The organism is Mechercharimyces mesophilus, assembly GCF_059818345.1.
Window position 1 is genome coordinate 60705 of sequence record NZ_JCBAPH010000002.1, and the last position, 16316, is coordinate 77020.

At 44.8% G+C, this 16316-nt stretch carries 15 protein-coding genes and 2 pseudogenes; 10 read left to right on the forward strand and 7 right to left on the reverse strand.

Annotated features, from left to right (window positions below; all coding sequences use genetic code 11):
- Nucleotides 1-50: 50 nt before the first annotated feature.
- Together AC6RGY_RS08040 and AC6RGY_RS08045 are read right to left on the reverse strand one after the other, a co-directional pair.
- Complete coding sequence (locus tag AC6RGY_RS08040; protein WP_499861538.1) at nt 51-1169, reverse strand: ABC transporter permease; 1119 nt, start codon at nt 1167-1169, stop codon at nt 51-53.
- Nucleotides 1166-2080, reverse strand: coding sequence for an ABC transporter ATP-binding protein (locus AC6RGY_RS08045; protein ID WP_499861539.1), 915 nt, complete (start codon nt 2078-2080; stop codon nt 1166-1168). The genes AC6RGY_RS08040 and AC6RGY_RS08045 overlap by 4 nt, the downstream gene beginning before the upstream one ends.
- Nucleotides 2081-2595: 515 nt before the next feature.
- Here AC6RGY_RS08045 and AC6RGY_RS08050 point away from each other — a divergent pair.
- The 4 genes from AC6RGY_RS08050 to AC6RGY_RS08065 all read left to right on the forward strand — a co-directional run bounded on the left by AC6RGY_RS08050 (nt 2596) and on the right by AC6RGY_RS08065 (nt 5190).
- A complete protein-coding gene (locus AC6RGY_RS08050) occupies nt 2596-3183 on the forward strand; it encodes a hypothetical protein (RefSeq protein WP_499861540.1) in 588 nt (195 codons plus the stop codon).
- Between the two features lie 260 nt (nt 3184-3443).
- Entirely contained in the window at nt 3444-4280 is an 837-nt protein-coding gene (locus AC6RGY_RS08055; protein WP_499861541.1) for a cupin domain-containing protein, read from the forward strand.
- Between the two features lie 139 nt (nt 4281-4419).
- A complete protein-coding gene (locus AC6RGY_RS08060) occupies nt 4420-4707 on the forward strand; it encodes an antibiotic biosynthesis monooxygenase family protein (RefSeq protein WP_499861542.1) in 288 nt (95 codons plus the stop codon).
- Nucleotides 4708-4734: 27 nt separating this feature from the next.
- The gene (locus AC6RGY_RS08065; protein ID WP_499861543.1) at nt 4735-5190 is read left to right on the forward strand and encodes a hypothetical protein; all 456 of its coding nucleotides are present in this window, start codon (nt 4735-4737) and stop codon (nt 5188-5190) included.
- A gap of 57 nt (nt 5191-5247) precedes the next feature.
- Here AC6RGY_RS08065 and AC6RGY_RS08070 read toward each other — a convergent pair whose 3' ends face one another.
- The 4 genes from AC6RGY_RS08070 to AC6RGY_RS08085 form a co-directional block, all read right to left on the reverse strand.
- The gene (locus AC6RGY_RS08070) at nt 5248-5712 is read right to left on the reverse strand and encodes a CBO0543 family protein (RefSeq protein ID WP_499861544.1); all 465 of its coding nucleotides are present in this window, start codon (nt 5710-5712) and stop codon (nt 5248-5250) included.
- A 115-nt stretch (nt 5713-5827) separates the two neighbouring features.
- Nucleotides 5828-7096: an MFS transporter gene (locus AC6RGY_RS08075; RefSeq protein ID WP_499861545.1), complete on the reverse strand. Its 1269-nt coding sequence runs from the start codon at nt 7094-7096 to the stop codon at nt 5828-5830.
- A gap of 266 nt (nt 7097-7362) precedes the next feature.
- Nucleotides 7363-8628: an MFS transporter gene (locus AC6RGY_RS08080; protein WP_499861548.1), complete on the reverse strand. Its 1266-nt coding sequence runs from the start codon at nt 8626-8628 to the stop codon at nt 7363-7365.
- Between the two features lie 100 nt (nt 8629-8728).
- On the reverse strand, nt 8729-9364 hold the full coding sequence (locus AC6RGY_RS08085; RefSeq protein WP_499861551.1) for an ArsR/SmtB family transcription factor: 636 nt from the start codon (nt 9362-9364) through the stop codon (nt 8729-8731).
- A 180-nt stretch (nt 9365-9544) separates the two neighbouring features.
- Here AC6RGY_RS08085 and AC6RGY_RS08090 point away from each other — a divergent pair.
- The 3 genes and pseudogenes from AC6RGY_RS08090 to AC6RGY_RS08100 form a co-directional block, all read left to right on the forward strand.
- A pseudogene (locus AC6RGY_RS08090) lies at nt 9545-10621 on the forward strand (glycosyltransferase family 2 protein); the annotation flags it as partial.
- A 75-nt stretch (nt 10622-10696) separates the two neighbouring features.
- A pseudogene (locus AC6RGY_RS08095) lies at nt 10697-11446 on the forward strand (sulfotransferase family protein); the annotation flags it as partial.
- Between the two features lie 292 nt (nt 11447-11738).
- Nucleotides 11739-12110: a DUF423 domain-containing protein gene (locus AC6RGY_RS08100; protein ID WP_499861554.1), complete on the forward strand. Its 372-nt coding sequence runs from the start codon at nt 11739-11741 to the stop codon at nt 12108-12110.
- A 49-nt stretch (nt 12111-12159) separates the two neighbouring features.
- Here the strand turns inward: AC6RGY_RS08100 and AC6RGY_RS08105 are convergent, their stop codons facing one another.
- On the reverse strand, nt 12160-13281 hold the full coding sequence (locus AC6RGY_RS08105; RefSeq protein ID WP_499861558.1) for a mandelate racemase/muconate lactonizing enzyme family protein: 1122 nt from the start codon (nt 13279-13281) through the stop codon (nt 12160-12162).
- Between the two features lie 286 nt (nt 13282-13567).
- Between AC6RGY_RS08105 and AC6RGY_RS08110 the strand changes: the two genes are divergently transcribed.
- The 3 genes from AC6RGY_RS08110 to AC6RGY_RS08120 are packed head-to-tail and all read left to right on the forward strand — an operon-like array spanning nt 13568 to nt 16145.
- Nucleotides 13568-13960 (forward strand): hypothetical protein, encoded by a 393-nt coding sequence (locus AC6RGY_RS08110; RefSeq protein WP_499861564.1) that lies wholly within the window; start codon nt 13568-13570, stop codon nt 13958-13960.
- A 5-nt stretch (nt 13961-13965) separates the two neighbouring features.
- Nucleotides 13966-14562: a gluconate 2-dehydrogenase subunit 3 family protein gene (locus tag AC6RGY_RS08115; RefSeq protein WP_499861568.1), complete on the forward strand. Its 597-nt coding sequence runs from the start codon at nt 13966-13968 to the stop codon at nt 14560-14562.
- On the forward strand, nt 14559-16145 hold the full coding sequence (locus AC6RGY_RS08120) for a GMC family oxidoreductase (RefSeq protein WP_499861573.1): 1587 nt from the start codon (nt 14559-14561) through the stop codon (nt 16143-16145). The genes AC6RGY_RS08115 and AC6RGY_RS08120 overlap by 4 nt, the downstream gene beginning before the upstream one ends.
- The last annotated feature ends 171 nt before the right edge of the window (nt 16146-16316 follow it).

Here is a 16316-nt window from a genome sequence, read left to right on the forward strand (position 1 = left end):
AGGGGAGTGAAGAAGCTAAGTTGTATCATTTCTTCACTTCCTGCTTTCCCTTATTCCACATCCCAGCGGAAGGTCCATGCGGCAATCGCGAAAGAAACCACCAACCAGGCCGTTAGCACAACTGCGGGTAACCACAGATCGATCAGCGTCGCACCTGTATTCATCACACCCCGCAACGCATCTGTTAAGTAGCCAATCGGGATAGCCTTAACCAAAGGTTGTAAGAAGCCTGGTAGATCGCGTACTGGGAAGAAAATACCGCCGACAAAAATCATCGGAAAGGATACCAAACCAGCAATTGGCGCTGCGCTCTCTGGCGTTTTCGCTAGACTGGCGATAATAAACCCAATTGATAAGAAGGTAAGCGTTCCGAGGACGATAAAGAGTAGCAAAAGTGCCCAGGAACCATAAACATGCACTCCGAAGACAAGCGTCGCCACCAGAACCACAATGATGGCTTGCAATCCGTTTAAAAGGATACGAGCAGTAATCTGTGCAGCAATAAAGGTTGCACTAGATAGCGGTGTCCCCTGCATCCTACGTAAGATTCCTCGCTCCCGCCAAGAGGCGATGGTTGCCGCTACGCCATTTAAGTTATTGGTCATAATCAACAAAGACAAAATACCAGGGACGAGAAAATCGATATATGTAAGCTCTTTTGAATGAACCCCTTGTTGTTCCATTTTAATTAAGGGCGTATAATCCAAGGCTTCTTTATTCTCTTCATCTACCGCCTGTTCAACCAATGTAGAAGCTACCTCTGCCAATGTTTGATTGCTCTCATCCAGATAGAGAAGGACTGATGACTCTGAAGAAGAGACTTTTTGCTCTAATTGGTCAGCAAATCCCGATGGAATCACGATCACTATATCGACATTACCTTCTTCTAAGGAACGTATCCCTGCATCCACTTCATCACTATCCATCTTCACCCAATCAAAGCCTTCTCGCTCTTTTAGATGCGTGCGGAAGTCTTCAGAAGCCTTCGTTCCATCTTGATCATATACGACCGCCTTCAAGGAGAAAGGCGTTCCGCCTTCATTTCCTCCCAACAGGGTCCCTAACGCCAAGATCATAAAGATGGGGAGGATTAATGAAAAGATGATCGTATTTTTATTGCGAATAAACAAGAGCAATTGGACTTTGGTTAGCTGCCAGTATGATTTCATTCTGCTGTCAACCTCTTTCCTGTGCGCTCTAGAAAGACATCTTCTAATGTTGCACTTCTTGTACGTAATCCTGATAGAGATAGATCATGTTTATCTGCCAACACAATCAAATCGCGCAATGTCTGCGGTAAGGTGTCAGTGGAGAGCTTCACCACACCCTCCTCCGAATACTGTACTTCTTTCACGCCCTCAACCTCATGGAAAGAAAGGAAGGAGGGGTCCGATGGCATCTCAAATTCAATTACACTATCAGAAGCAAGGCTACGAATCAGACCAACCGGTGTATCAATCGCCATCACTTTCCCTTGATCCATAATGGCCACGCGGTCGCATAACTTCTCCGCTTCTTCCATATAATGTGTAGATAAGAAAATGGTTCGTCCCTCTGCCTTCAATTGAAGGACAATCTCCCATAAATCCCTTCTTGCTTTAGGGTCTAAACCAGTGGTCGGCTCATCTAGGAAAATGACCTTGGGATCATGAACAACGGCTAATGCAATAGCCAATCGTTGCCGTTGCCCACCAGATAAGTGCTTCACCAATGACTTCGCCTTTTCTTCTAGCTGAAAAGCTTTCAGTAAATCTTCTATCGCACGCGCATGAGTATAAAAACTGGCATACAACGAGAGGATTTCCTTTACCGTTAAATGATCAAAAAGTGCTGTTGATTGTAGCTGAACACCGATGAGCTCTTTCACCTGCTTGGGATACTTCACTGCGTCCACACCAGCAATCTGAATCTGTCCTCCATCTGGCTTCCTGAGGCCTTCCATCATCTCCATGGTAGTTGTTTTTCCCGCTCCATTCGGACCGAGTAAACCAAATACTTCTTCGGCACGTACGTCAAATTGAATTCCCTTGACGACTTCTTCCTTGCCATATCGTTTCATCAACTCATTGACGACAATCATTTTATTTGTCAGCTTTCTTCTCTCCTTCCAACGGTGACTCTTCTTTAAGTTCGCTCAAAATCATTCTTCCTTCAAGTATAACCGAAATGCGCAGGTCTTTTCGATGAATAACGCGAAAGGATATAGGAAGAACTTATTGTGACCTTTAATATTTTGACCTTTATATAGAAAACTCCCATGATTGGTGCCACACTCCCCAGATGAAAGCGGACTACCTGAGAGCACCATGTTCTCTCGGTGCTTGTTTGATGGACGGCGGCATCTCCTATCGCCTCCTGATCACTCGGCTCAGAGTCTCTCAAGGAGAAACCGCTCGCCCATCTTCCAATCAATCTTAGGCTGAGCTTTCACCCTTTTTCAAAAGGTGAGTTGCTCCTTATACACGAAATATTATTTCACCAAGTGATGGCTTTAATAGAAATACAGTATGGGTTGAACATGGTTCGGGTATGGTACACATAAGAGCATTATTTTATTAGCAAACACAATCATCATCATGACAAGGTGGGACATACATGGTTGAAAAAGAAGTGAAATCCAATACAAAGGTTATTCACTTGGATACAGCCAGAAAAAAGAAGAGAGAAGCTTCCGCCCTCTCTAACACACTAGATCAACCTCCTCTCATACGCAAAATAAAGAAGGAGGCGACTCCCTACCCGCCCTTTAAGCGTAAACCCCTCACGTCATATAGCACGGGTGTCTTAGACTGCCCTCCTTATACCAAAGTCATCGTCAAGGTAGAGAATCCTCACGATTGTGAGATCCCAGTCACCATTGAAGCTTTCGACTGGTCAGATGACCAGCCACAAGCGCCACCCTCTCATGTCCAACAAGCTAGTCTGGCGCCTCATAGCAGAGAGTCGTGGACCATTCCCTTCACCTCTACACAAATCCGTTACGAGGTTCGTATCCAGTCACAGGTTAATAAAAATGTACGCGTCCATCTCGTTGTACCTGACTGCTCCAATCACTCTCTTCCTGGCGTGGTCCACTTTCGAGAAATCCCCTTACAAAAGAAACAAGCAACGCACTCGCTATTGCTCGCTCTAGTGTTAACGGGTTTTGCTTTGCTCCTCCCCGTTATTTGGTTACTTAAATAGGTGACTATCCCTTCTCCTGTAAATAAAACAACCAATCCTCGCAACCCCAGATTACCCGCGGTTACTCTTATATAACTTCATTTCTTCTCCAAATAACAATAGGTTCATCGGCATATTTTTGTGTCGTTTATCATAGGCATACGGTATTCGTTGCGATCCTTAAAATGTAATGTGAGAAGGGAATGAGTAGATTGTACGAAAGAATGAACCCTTATCCATTTCCTCCGTATGTAAACCAGTCCCAACCATACTCTGATAGGATGATTCAGAACCATCAAGGCCAATATCAAGTGGCGGATACCCTACTCGCTGGAGTAAAAAGAAATGCAACCATGATTCAGGTATACCACCGATTAAGCAAGCTTGCACCTAATCAAAAGCATCGGACGGATATGCTACAAGCATTAGAAGCCAAAAAGACAGACCTCAATCAATTTGCTAGAATGTACGTCACACTTACCCGAAAACAGCCCGCGTACGAAATCGATGAAATTCCATTTAAAACGTATCAAGAGGGATTGCAAAAAGCATACCAGTTAGCCACAAATAATTTCAAAGAATTTCGTCATGGTTATTTCCTCACCCCGTATTCCCCCACTGGCTCTGTATTCTCCAGAGCTTGTCAGCACGAAGCCTATCATGCTAGCCAATGTTGTTATTTGGCATTAGAGCAAGAGGGGTATACGAAGTTAAGAGATTACGGAAACCAACCATTTGTCATCGATATCAACCAAGCAACCAAAAGAAATAACACGTATCGTACTGCTTTATGGACAGGGGAGCACTTGCAAGTCACACTTATGAGCATTGATGTTGGGGATGATATCGGATTGGAAGTACACCCCAACGTGGACCAGTTCATACGTATTGAATCGGGGCAAGGGTTGGTCCAAATGGGAAAAAGAAAAGATCAGTTGGATTACAGCAAGGCAGCCTTTGATGATTACGCCATTATGGTTCCTGCAGGAACCTGGCACAATGTCACCAACACGGGGGAGCAGCCACTAAAACTTTATGCCATTTATGCACCTCCAGAGCATTCCTTTGGTACCGTACATGAAACGAAGGCCGATGCCATAGCAGAAGAGGGTCCATAAAAATGTGCAAATAATATCTGAAGCTTCACTTCCCCATCAACCATAATAGATGTGACAATTTCCCGATCATTGGATCCTAACAGGGGGAACCGACTACTCCTATCACGAAGGTCTATACAAGCGAAGGAGGATACGATTCATGTACCTAGTTAACAACAAAATAGCCATCACTTCAGAAGAACAAGCAAATCACCTTGTTGAACGCTTTGGACAAGCAAATACCTCGATGAAAGAGGTACCCGGTTTTGTCTCTTTCCGACTACTCAAAGCAACCGATGGGTCTCATTTTATTGCTGAGACCACTTTTGAGAACAAAGAAGCTTTTCAACAGTGGACCGAAAGCGACCATTTCAAGGGTGCCCATGGAGGAAAAAGGAAACAGAGTGACCCCGCCACTCTAGCTGCCTATGATATAATGATCGGGTAGTCTACAGCAAAAGGAGTTTCGATGATAATGGATTGGGGATATAAAATTACACTTTTCTTTCATGTTGTCTTCGTTGCTACCTGGTTCGGTGGCTTGTCCATGATGACCATTTGGTTACGGAAAGCCCTAAAGGGTAGTCACTCACAAGAACAGAAACTAGAATCATTGCAAGCCATTCACCGCGTGAATCTAACGATGCTCATCCCTAGTGCGGCTGTTGCGTTAATCACCGGGTTTATTCTTTATTTTTCCATAGGATTGGATCCAAAACCTTTGTGGCTACTCGTAAAAGAGCGTTTTGCTAGTATCGCCATTCTCGCATACATCCTCTTCTTTACTTTCTATGGAAAAAGCTTATTAAAGAAAGCCACAGCCGATACGAAGTCAGTAGACCAAGGCATGAACCGCTATGCCATGTTCTTAAACATTTCCATGCTCGTCTTGCTCGTCATCATTTTCTTCGTAACGGTCAAAGTTCAATAGTACCTGACCCAATGGGCTGAGTATTTCCCGTGTTGGAAATGCTCGGTCCATTTTTCATCAGGTAACCCCTTTCCCATGGAGTGGCTTTTCCGCCCATAAAAAATGAATGCGCATGAGGACCAACAAAGCAATATTGGCTAGGGTGGAATATCCAATATTCCAGCCATAATCATAGTAGATGCGGCCTTGTAGATAAAGAACCCACTCCATCCAATCCAACCCTGCCACCCCACCGATAACCCATAGCCATTGCCAGTTTCTGCGGTATGGATATTGCTGATTAAAGATCCACACACCCACTGGATACAGACTAATATTCAACAAAATATTGGGCCACAAATCGGGGAGCAGTGGATCTACGTAGTGCCAAAAACCAGCTGTTACAAAAGTGGCATCTAGACAAAAAGAGACGAGCGCACCAAATAGCGCAGTAGAATAACCGACTCGCCATCTCCTCTTATCGATAACCGCCCAACCTAGTCCCCAAAAGATCACAGCCATCAATAAAAACGGCATCCCCATCCCCCCTTCTCCTTAACCTGCATCAAAAAGGGAGAATGAATTCATAGCGAGACTAGGTGCAAAGCGACATAGCGAGACTTGTGCACCCTTTGTGTGCATAGCGTGACTTCCTTTTTCAATCAATTTCACGCACTAAATCTCGCCTAAACACGAGCACAGACAGACTAAATAAGAGTACAGCTGCCCCGCAGATCATCAGAATCCAAACAAGTGGAACCTTCATCCACAAAAGAAGAGACAGCAGGACAAAAGACAATGGTTGCAAACCCATTGACGCAGTGACGAGAATGCCCATCACACGGCCGATCTTATCCGAATCCGTTTTCTCCATAATAAAACTCATAACAGGAATATCCAAAAACGCAAGCGTCCCCCCCATGATGAAGAGAAGAACAACCCCTTGCCACAATTGATCCACCTGACTCAAGCAGATCATCCAAATCCCAACCGTAACCGCTAGTCCTAATGCGAGTCTCCCACGTTTTCTGCGAATATTAAACCATCCCACGCCGAGCGCACCCAGTAGCATTCCTGCTGCAAACGCACTCTCCATATAACTCAGATCGAGCGCATCCCCTGCAAAATAGATATCTACCATCAACGGAATTCCCATAACCATCGCGCCAGAGAAAAAGAAGTTGATCACCATACTAATACCCATGAGTGTCAAAAGATAAGATGAATTCCTCACATAAGAATATCCTGCTTTTAAATCCTTAAGAACAGATTCTCCTTCCTTTTGTCCTTGGCCCTCTTCTTCCTTTTTCGCTCCTTCTTTTACAAACAAGACAGCTAGTCCAGCAATCATCAATAAAAGGGCAATCGTAGCAAATGAACCTTCATAGTCAAAGTACTGAATAATGAGACCAGCACCTATTGGGCCAATCATCATACAGCTTTTCATTGTCATCTGCATAATCGAGTTGGCGCGAGTTAATTGCTCCGTAGCAACAATTTGTGGCAAAATGGAGCTTTGCGCTGGCCAGAAGAACGCATCTAACACTCCGAATCCCAGAGCGAATATCGTCAACACCCAGATATTTAATTGATCAACCAAAAGAAGAGACACCATCGCTATAATTAATACAGCTCGCGTACCATCCGAGACGGCCATCACAGTGGAACGACGAAAACGATCAGCAATCACTCCTCCTACCATCATTAAAATGAGACGAGGAATCGTAGTAGCGATCATAACCATAGCCAATGAAGCATGAAGTCCCAATGCCTTCACCACATACCACTCTTCTGACACCAAATACATAGAGACCGAAAAACTAGAAAAGATCGTTGCCACCCACAACAACAAAAAAGATTTGTTTTTTATTAATGGTTTGTCCACACGAACATCTGGATTGTTTGCTTGTGCTACACCAACTGCCATTTGGACATACTCCTCTCTCAATGGGATTTTATTCAACTATGTTCCATCTTAGCTAAGGAATGATCGCTCTTCCACTCTCGAGAGGTGGGGTTTTTCTCCATCTACGGACTGATCTTTTTATTTCCATCATGCAAAGCGGTCTTGATCTTTCTGAGGAAGCCCCACTTCTAAAAATAGGATTTTTACGTCAGGTAGAGAAATTTCCTGCTAACTCCTCGATGTTTCAGCAGGAGCTGGAATGAGAGGAATTTGCTCTATCCCCTTTACTAATCCAACTCACCTAGCCATCGCCATTTAGAAGTTATAATAAAAAGTGCAAATAAGAGCGTCGCTCCTCCACATAGAGCAAGAATCCACGCCAATGATACCCCCACTTGAAGTAAACTGGGAATAATAGCGAATACCAACGGCTTTAAACCACCAGCGGCGACCATGAGTACCCCCATCACACGTCCAATCTTCTCTTGTTCTGTCTTTTCCATAATTAAACTCATAACTGGAATGTCAAGAAAAGAAAAGGTTATCCCCATAATAAATAGAAGAGGAAGTCCTTCCCACAGTTCACCAATCTGGCTTAACAACATCATCCAAATTCCAGCTAACACGACAAATAGTATCGAAAGCAAACCACGCTTTTTCCTAATATTTAACCAGCCAACCCCTATGGCTCCCAATACCATCCCTCCAACATAGGCACTATGCATATAACTTAAGTCAAGCGAATCCCCATGAAGGAACAACTCCGTAATCAGTGGGACAGATACGGCAAGGGCACCCATATAGAAGAAGTTGACCACCATGCTGACTCCCATAAAAAAGGGAAGAATGGGGGAAGAACGCACATAGCTTAATCCTTCCTGCAAATCCTGTAGCATCGATTGGCGATCCTTTTTTACTTTTTCTTTCTCTTTGCGTTCTCTTATGAGCAAGACCGCGATACTAGCCAAGAAGAGTAAAATAGCAATGGATGAAAAGGTCCCTTCATACCCCACAAAAGAAATGAGGAAGCCACCCATCAATAAGCCCAAAACCAACGTACACTGTTTCGTCATCTGCATCACGGAATTGGCTCGCATCAACTGCTCTTTCGCTACAATCTGTGGTAAAAAGGATTGTTGAGCCGGCCAGAAGAAAGCATCCAGCACACCGAAACAGAGCGCAAAAAGAATGACCGCCCAGATATTTAATTGCTGGCTGACAAGCATCCCAACCATCACCACAAGTAAAATGGCACGTGAACCATCCGAAAGCGCCATGATTCGCGAGCGACGAAAACGATCGGCACTCACTCCACCTACTATAATTAACAGTAGGCGTGGAACGGTCGTTGCCACCATCACCATCCCTAATGCAGTAGGAAGTCCCAGTGCCTTAATCACATACCATTCCTCTGTGACGAGATACATGGAAAACGATAAACCAGAAAATACTGTCGCTATCCATAATAATAAGAACTCCCTATTTTTTATGAGGGACCTCTCCAAGGCAGTATCTATTTGTTGTATTTCTGCGGGTGCGACGCCTAATCCCATTGATTTTCCTCCTTTTTCTCTTCTACACTCTAAATGGAACGTGAGCTGATTTCCAGATATTAAAACTGATTTAGATAGATTTCAAGAAATGTCCACCCGCTTATCTGTCATCGTCATCCACATCATCCTCTTCTCCCGAAATGGCTGAAATCTCTTCTATTTGAAAACCAACAGAGCTAAGGTAGTACCACTTTCCTTCTTCACCGGCTTCATCTTGAAGTGCCTGTAGTTCCCTTACCAATTTTCGATAACGTTTCACCCAATCGATAAATTGATCTTCACGCAATTTGTATTCTGCCTGCATGGATAAACTCGTCCATTCTTCTACATTGGTATCGCTGATCACGAAAGACTCATCGGGTGCCGTTAGCGCACGCTGTTTCGCACGATTGAGAATCTCCACAAGGACCTGCCTTCTCGTCTCTTCTCCTCCCTTTAGATGGGGCAGTAAATGATCGGCAATATGGAATTGAAGAGCAACTGCTTGGTAAAATTTCTGCATAATCCCTTTCTTCTCTTCTTTTCGTACCAATCGGATCAATCCATTTTTCTCTAACTCACCTAAGTGATAATGAATTCGAGAACGAGACTGTTCTAATTTTGTCGCTAGCTGTTGCCCTGTATGTGGTCTTTCAATCAAATGAACCAACATCCGACTCCGTAATGGATCACCAAAAGCCTTCAATTGTTCCAAACGATCCAAGTAAAACACACGCTCCTGCTCCAAGTTGGACATACCATCCAATCCCCTTTTCCCTATCGGTCAGTTTATTTTAACCGTATTGTATACATGAACAATATAACCGTCAAGTCTATTATGAGAAATTTTCATCTTTTTTCTCTTTGCTTTTTGTTCATCACTTTTTTTCTCAGGCATACATTGAGTTTGACAGGAAATATACAAAGAGGTGTTTCCATGATTACGATCAGTTTGTGCATGATTGTCAAAGACGAAGAGGAAACCATTGCCCGTTGTCTCGATTCGGTCAAAGATCTCGTTGATGAGATCAACATTGTGGATACCGGTTCTTCTGATCGGACCAAAGAGATCGTGAGTGCGTATACCGATCGAATATTCGACTTTGCCTGGATCGATAATTTTGCCGCCGCCCGCAATTATGCCTTTGAGCAGGCCACCAAAGAATATATCTTCTGGCTAGATGCCGATGATATCTTACTCGAAGAAGATCGTGAAAAGTTCGCCAAAGTAAAAGAAGAGCTTTCTCCTTCCGTTGATGCGGTCTCTATGGATTATCATCTCTCCTTCGACACCAACGGAAATGTAACGTATAGTCTGAAACGGTATCGTTTAGTCAAGCGCGAAACACGTTACGATTGGGAAGGAGTCGTGCATGAGTGCCTTCCCATTGGAGGAGAGATCATTCATAGTGAAATCGCCGTCACACACCGCCCCATTAAGAAAAAAGAAAAGAGTAACCGCAACATTCGCATCTACGAAACACACTTAGAGAGAGGAAAGGAATTTACCCCTCGTGAGCTCTACTATTATGCTAATGAATTATTCGAACATAAGCGTTTTCAAGATGCGCGGGATTACTACAAAAAATTTCTATCACAGGAAAAAGGATGGATTGAAGATCGCATCAATGCCACCATCAAACTGGCCAATTGCTATTCCCATCTTGGTCAACCAGAAGAAGGGGCTAATGCGGCGTTACTCGCACTTAAAATGGATTCCCCCCGAGCTGAGACCTGTTGTTGGCTCGGAAACTACTTTCTCGAAAAAGATCAGGTAGAAAATTCAATATACTGGTATGAGTTAGCAACCAAGCTGGAGAAACCACAAGATTACACGGGTCACCTCAATCATAGTTATTGGACATGGCTTCCTCACATTCAATTATGCGTGGCTTATGATCGGCTTGAAAAACGACAACGCTCTTACTATCACAATGAGATGGCTCGTCGCTATCGTCCGGACGATCCCAGCGTCTTACACAATAAAAAATACTTTGAATCCATCATCGAAAAACCCATGCCGGTTAACACTCCTTCCATCCATGATTCGCTCACAGAGCAAGAACAAGAAAAATCTCCAATCTTTATTGGTGGAGTGGGACGATCGGGAACCACTCTTATGCGCATTATATTAGACAGCCATCCACATATCGCTTGCGGTCCCGAAACCTTCTTCTTTACCGATCCGAAAGTAGAGCAATTATCCAACTATCTTGCTAAGAGGTACCGACTCCGCCTACTCGAATACGATCCTGCTCCTCGCAAGATCATGGACAGAACCATCGCACAACTCTTGGTGCAATTTCATCTCCCCTATATGCAGAAAAAGGGGAAGCTGCGATGGGCGGATAAAACACCACGAAACATCACGCGTATTGCCTTTCTTCACCGCTGTTTTCCCAATATGAAGTTTATTCATCTCGTACGGGACGGACGGGACGCATTTGCTTCCCAACTACCACTCAATTGGGGAACAGATGATGTGATCCAGTTTGCTAAACACTGGAAATGGACAATGGAGCTAGGGAAGTCTTATCGCTCACTCCATGACAATTACTTGGAAGTCAAATATGAAGATCTCGTCCTCTTCCCTAAGGAAACGTTACTCACCGTAATCGCTTTTCTAGAAGAGCCATGGGACGATTCGCTATTGAAGCATCATCAGCAAGAACATGACCTGGGTGAGGTCTTTGCCGCTGAAAGTAGTGCCTCTCAAGTCATCCAACCGATTTATACCCATAAGATCGGTCGCTGGAAAACGGAATTAACGGAAGAGCAAATCCATTCTTTTATGGAAATCACCCGCGAGACATTGGAAGAGATGGGATATGAGGTTTGAAATTCACACCTACATGGCATGAACGATTTTCATAAGGAATAGAAAACACTCATGATCTACTCCACATACCCCGGATGAAAGCAGTTAACATGGGAGCACCATGACCTCTCGCTACCTGGTTAATGGGCGGCGGTGTCACGCCCCCCATGTTTAGTCTGCGTAACAGGCAACCATGCTTGTTCACATAATCGCACCTACTTCGTTTCGCATTCCTGCTCTTCTTCATGATACAATCAACCTGATTAAATCGCACGATCATCCTTTAATACAGCGTTTGAGGTGAATGAAAAGAATGAAAGCAATGATTATCCTAGGGGCAGTAAATATGTTTCTGGCAGTGGCACTAGGAGCGTTTGGAGCACATGGACTGGAAGGTCGCCTATCGGCACGTATGCTATCCAATTGGCAGACAGGTGCACACTATCAAATGATGCATGCATTGGCCCTGCTGTTTATTGGGCTACTGGTAAAATATACGGGTTCTTCGCCACTCGTCACAACAGGTGGCTGGCTCATCTTGGCGGGAATCGTCCTCTTCTCCGGAAGCCTTTATGTGATGGCTCTTACCAATATCACCAAATTAGGGATGATTACACCGCTCGGCGGACTCTCTTTTCTCATTGGATGGGTCTTGATCGCCGTTGCGGCTATAAGAGCCCTCTAATAAAAACTCCCGTGGACCAGTCACGGGAGTTTTTACTATGAAATAACGTTTAAGGGGCGTAGTGCCCTCCATCCCAACGAAGCTTTTGCATGCGATCATAATCGATTTCCACCCCTATGCCCTTCCCCTGTGGAATAAGCACGCTCCCCTTTCTTATTTGCAAAGGAAACAAGTCCGAAAGTGGATTCTCCATCCGGTCCCATTCGACCGGTTCGATGGTCTCCCCTTTCATTTTGCTCCAATCCGGAAGTGTCGCTTGTGCAATTAGCGCATACAAGCGGGTGAGAGGACCATCGTATGCGTGAGGTGAAATGCGGTGTCCACTATGGCGGGCCAACTGCTGACAAATACGAAAATCATCGATCCCGTTCACATGCAGCACATCCAACTGGAGAATATCGAGCGTGTTATGTTTAATAAACGGTAAGATCGCCTCTACTCCCGCTAATTTTTCCCCTCCAGCAATAGGAAGGAGACAATTCTTTCGTAAGACTTTATATTCCTCTCGATGACACAAGGGAATTGGTTCCTCAAACCAAAGCCAATGACACTGATCAGAGAACACTTCATTCCATTTCAGCGCCGTCGCCACATCGTAGCTTTCATTGGCATCAATCGCCACCTCGCACTCTTCACACAGTCGTTCCTGTAAAGAACGAATATAGATTTTATCCTCACAAAAAGTTCGCCCACCCACCTTCACTTTCACCTGCCGGAATCCTTCCTGAACAGCAGATTCCACCATCTGAATGGAGTGCTCCATCCAATCTATGCGTTCTGTGTAGGATTGATAGGACGCATAGATGGGAACACGCTCATGATGAAGCCCACCCCACAGGTTTGCAATAGATAGTCCAGTATAGTTGGCTACGATTTCTGTCAATGCCAGGCTCACGCCCGCTGCAATAGGGGCGTCTCTTTTTTTGAGCTCATGCATCCATTTTCCCCGCTGCAGTGCATTTTTCCCGAGTAAATAGGGAATCACCCATTGCTGAAAACTGTTTTCCAGATGGGGAAGCCATCCTACGCATTCTCCCCATCCCTCAATACCAGAAGACGTTGTTATACGAAAGAGAAAGCAACTTCGATAGGACTTGTATCCATTCGCATCTCCATAAGGTTCGGAGAGTGGATAAAATAGCGGATAGGTATCTACACGTACGATTCTCACTCAGACCATCCTTTCTCCATTGTTGCCACACAAAGAATCGATCATTTCCATCTTTGCATCTTTCCTTATCGCCTCTACCTTTATTCTCAAACTCATCTATTAAGCTTATCCACCTTTAAGAATGAAAACAGGACAGCAGGACAGGATAAAAGCAAGCAATATAGGCACCGGCAAACAATAATCTAATCAAGGAACATACCAAGGAAAAGAGGTTCTCTTGCAGATTGACCAAATCGTCAAGCAGGATGATCGTAAAAAATACATCCTTACATAAAGGAGGTAAACCATGTACTGGTCTGGATGGAGCTTGGAGCGCATCTTAATATTATTCGTTAGTATTGCATTCTTGATGATCGCGATTCAGGTGACGCTGTATCATTACCGCCAAAACTTTCACAAAAAGGCGATGTGGATTCCTGTGTTGGCAGCCCCCCTCTTTTTTCTTGTTGGTCTGGCTTATGCCTTTTATCATGCTTCCTGGTTATCTACTCTCTTTTTGTTATTGATGTGGCTGGGCCTCATCGATGGTTTGATCGGTTTCATCTATCATTTTAGAGGGGTAGGACTCCGTGTCGGAGGCTACAATTTACGCAATTTCCTCATCGGTCCCCCGATTATGATGCCCTTGCTATTTTCCGCATTAAGCGGACTGGGTCTTATCCTTATGTATTGGAGGTAAATGAAGTGAGCACCCCTTCCTCACACTATCCTACGTATGATGTTATGAAACAGCAGGATCATTGGGATTCCCATACACAAAAGATCGTGGCAAGTCGACTCAAACCATCTACCCATTATCAGTTCCTCACCCCACATGAAGTACGGCTTCTCCGCGATCTTTGTCAAACGCTTGTGGGTGATAAGGAAGAGAACATTCTCACTTTTATCCTCGCTCACATGGATGAAACACTCTCCTCTGCTATGGGCGAAGGAGAGAGAGAAGAAGGAGTACCAGAAGCGCGTATCCTCATTCGCCAAGGACTAAAAGCACTAGAAAAAACGGCAAATAAGCAGTTTCATCAACCTCTGGAACAATTGCCTTCGTCCAGCCTATCTGAACTACTCACTCAACTAAGTGAAGGCACGTACACCACCCATTTGGAATGGCGGAAAACGCCTGCGATCCCCTTTTTCAAAAAACTACTTACACTCACAGTGGAAGCTTATACTTCACATCCTTTGGTCTGGTCAGAAATCGGGTATGGAGGTCCCGCTTATCCACGAGGATATGTACGCACTCATCTCGGACAACGCGATCCATGGGAGGCAGAACAGTCATGAAGCGAAGGTTTGCAGAAGAAGAAGTAGATGTCGTCATCGTTGGGGCAGGGGCCGCAGGGGGAGTATTGGCAAAAGAGTTAAGCGAAGCCGGTATGACCGTCGTCATCTTGGATGCAGGTCCCATGCGCGATCCACAAAAGGATTTCGCCAGTGATGAACTCGCGATGAAACAACTAGCTTGGCAAGAGACTCGCATCGTCGCTGGACTAAATCCACTCACCATGGGAGAAAACAACAGTGGGCGCGGGGTTGGTGGCGGGACAGTACACTTCACCGGGGTCTTTTTACGTTTTCATGAGTCCGATTTCCATACCTACTCTAGCGATGGGGTGGGAGCAGATTGGCCTCTCACCTATCAGGAACTAGCCCCTTATTACACTAAAATCGAAAAAGAAATAGCCGTTTCCGGACCCAAACACTTTCCTTGGGGAAGCTTTCATGGTCCTTATCCCTTTCCAGAAAGAGAACCACTTAGCCCGAATGCTGAGCTATTCCAAAAAGGGTGCGAAAAGTTGGGGATTCCCTCCGTCGTAACACCATTGGCCATCTTATCTGCTCCGTTCGAAGGCCGTCCACCTTGTATCAATCGTGGTTTTTGTAATCAAGGGTGCATGCCCAATTCCAAGTATAGTTCGCTCATTGTGCACATTCCGAAAGCCATCCAAGCAGGAGCAGAAATCGTACCGGAGGCTACTGTCACCCAAGTCCTGATGAATAAAGAAGGGAGAGCGACTGGGGTAGAATTTATTCACTGCGGAAAAGTTCAACAGCAAAAAGCCAAGTTGGTAATCTTGTCTGCTTTCGTCGTAGAAACTCCACGCCTATTGCTTCACTCCGCCAATGCTCAGTTTCCAGACGGTTTGGCCAACTCCAGTGGGTGGGTTGGAAAAGCGATTATGCCCCATAGTAGCCATGATGTATATGGAAAGTTTGAAGAAGAGGTGCGAATCTATAAAGGAACACCCGTCTTAGCCACCACACAAGCTTTTTATACAACCCGTCCCAACCATTCATTTGCACGGGGATATACCTTGCATGCACATGGTGCTCGTCCATTAGAGTTTGCCACAGGCATTGTGCAATCACAGAGTGGCTTCCTTTGGGGAGAGAAACTACGAAAGGTACTCAGGGATTATAACCAATACGGACGAATCACCTTAGTAGGAGAAGTGCTCCCCGATGAAAAGAATACCGTCACACTCACAGATGATATCGATGACAATGGCGTACCACGAGCCAAAGTCACCTTTCAGTATGGCGAAAACGATCAACAATTAATTGCCCATGCCGTAACCAACATGAAAGAAATCATCCAAGCGGCCGGCGGATGGCCTCAGTTTGTCGTCCCCGACACGGCTCATTTGATGGGTGGCTGTCGGATGGGAAATGATCCGGACACCTCCGTTGTGAATTCCTATGGGCAGTCTCATGATATTCCTAACCTCTTCATCTGTGACGCCAGCACATTCGTCACATCGGGGGGAGGTAACCCGACGGAAACCGTGATGGCACTCGCCGCCCGTTCTGCTGATTATATTAAGGAGGTTGCAAAAAAATCCTTGTTCGCATTGACTTTGGAGTAACAGGTCCCTCTTTGCTCCTCCCTCATCTAACTCTATAGGTACTCTCATTAATTTTGCATGTGCCGATCCATGTAAAGCTTTCCTCACATACATTACAGTAACATATTGCAATAAGAATAAAGGAAAAAGAAAAAATGTTTTTCCTTTATTCTTATTGTTTAAAAAAGAGGT

Coding starts and splice junctions, on each gene's coding strand:
- AC6RGY_RS08040 (WP_499861538.1), bottom strand. CDS start 1,169: ATGAAATCATACTGGCAGCTAACCAAAGTCCAATTGCTCTTGTTTATT.
- AC6RGY_RS08045 (WP_499861539.1), bottom strand. CDS start 2,080: ATGATTGTCGTCAATGAGTTGATGAAACGATATGGCAAGGAAGAAGTC.
- AC6RGY_RS08050 (WP_499861540.1), top strand. CDS start 2,596: ATGGTTGAAAAAGAAGTGAAATCCAATACAAAGGTTATTCACTTGGAT.
- AC6RGY_RS08055 (WP_499861541.1), top strand. CDS start 3,444: ATGATTCAGAACCATCAAGGCCAATATCAAGTGGCGGATACCCTACTC.
- AC6RGY_RS08060 (WP_499861542.1), top strand. CDS start 4,420: ATGTACCTAGTTAACAACAAAATAGCCATCACTTCAGAAGAACAAGCA.
- AC6RGY_RS08065 (WP_499861543.1), top strand. CDS start 4,735: ATGGATTGGGGATATAAAATTACACTTTTCTTTCATGTTGTCTTCGTT.
- AC6RGY_RS08070 (WP_499861544.1), bottom strand. CDS start 5,712: ATGGGGATGCCGTTTTTATTGATGGCTGTGATCTTTTGGGGACTAGGT.
- AC6RGY_RS08075 (WP_499861545.1), bottom strand. CDS start 7,096: ATGGCAGTTGGTGTAGCACAAGCAAACAATCCAGATGTTCGTGTGGAC.
- AC6RGY_RS08080 (WP_499861548.1), bottom strand. CDS start 8,628: ATGGGATTAGGCGTCGCACCCGCAGAAATACAACAAATAGATACTGCC.
- AC6RGY_RS08085 (WP_499861551.1), bottom strand. CDS start 9,364: ATGTCCAACTTGGAGCAGGAGCGTGTGTTTTACTTGGATCGTTTGGAA.
- AC6RGY_RS08100 (WP_499861554.1), top strand. CDS start 11,739: ATGAAAGCAATGATTATCCTAGGGGCAGTAAATATGTTTCTGGCAGTG.
- AC6RGY_RS08110 (WP_499861564.1), top strand. CDS start 13,568: ATGTACTGGTCTGGATGGAGCTTGGAGCGCATCTTAATATTATTCGTT.
- AC6RGY_RS08120 (WP_499861573.1), top strand. CDS start 14,559: ATGAAGCGAAGGTTTGCAGAAGAAGAAGTAGATGTCGTCATCGTTGGG.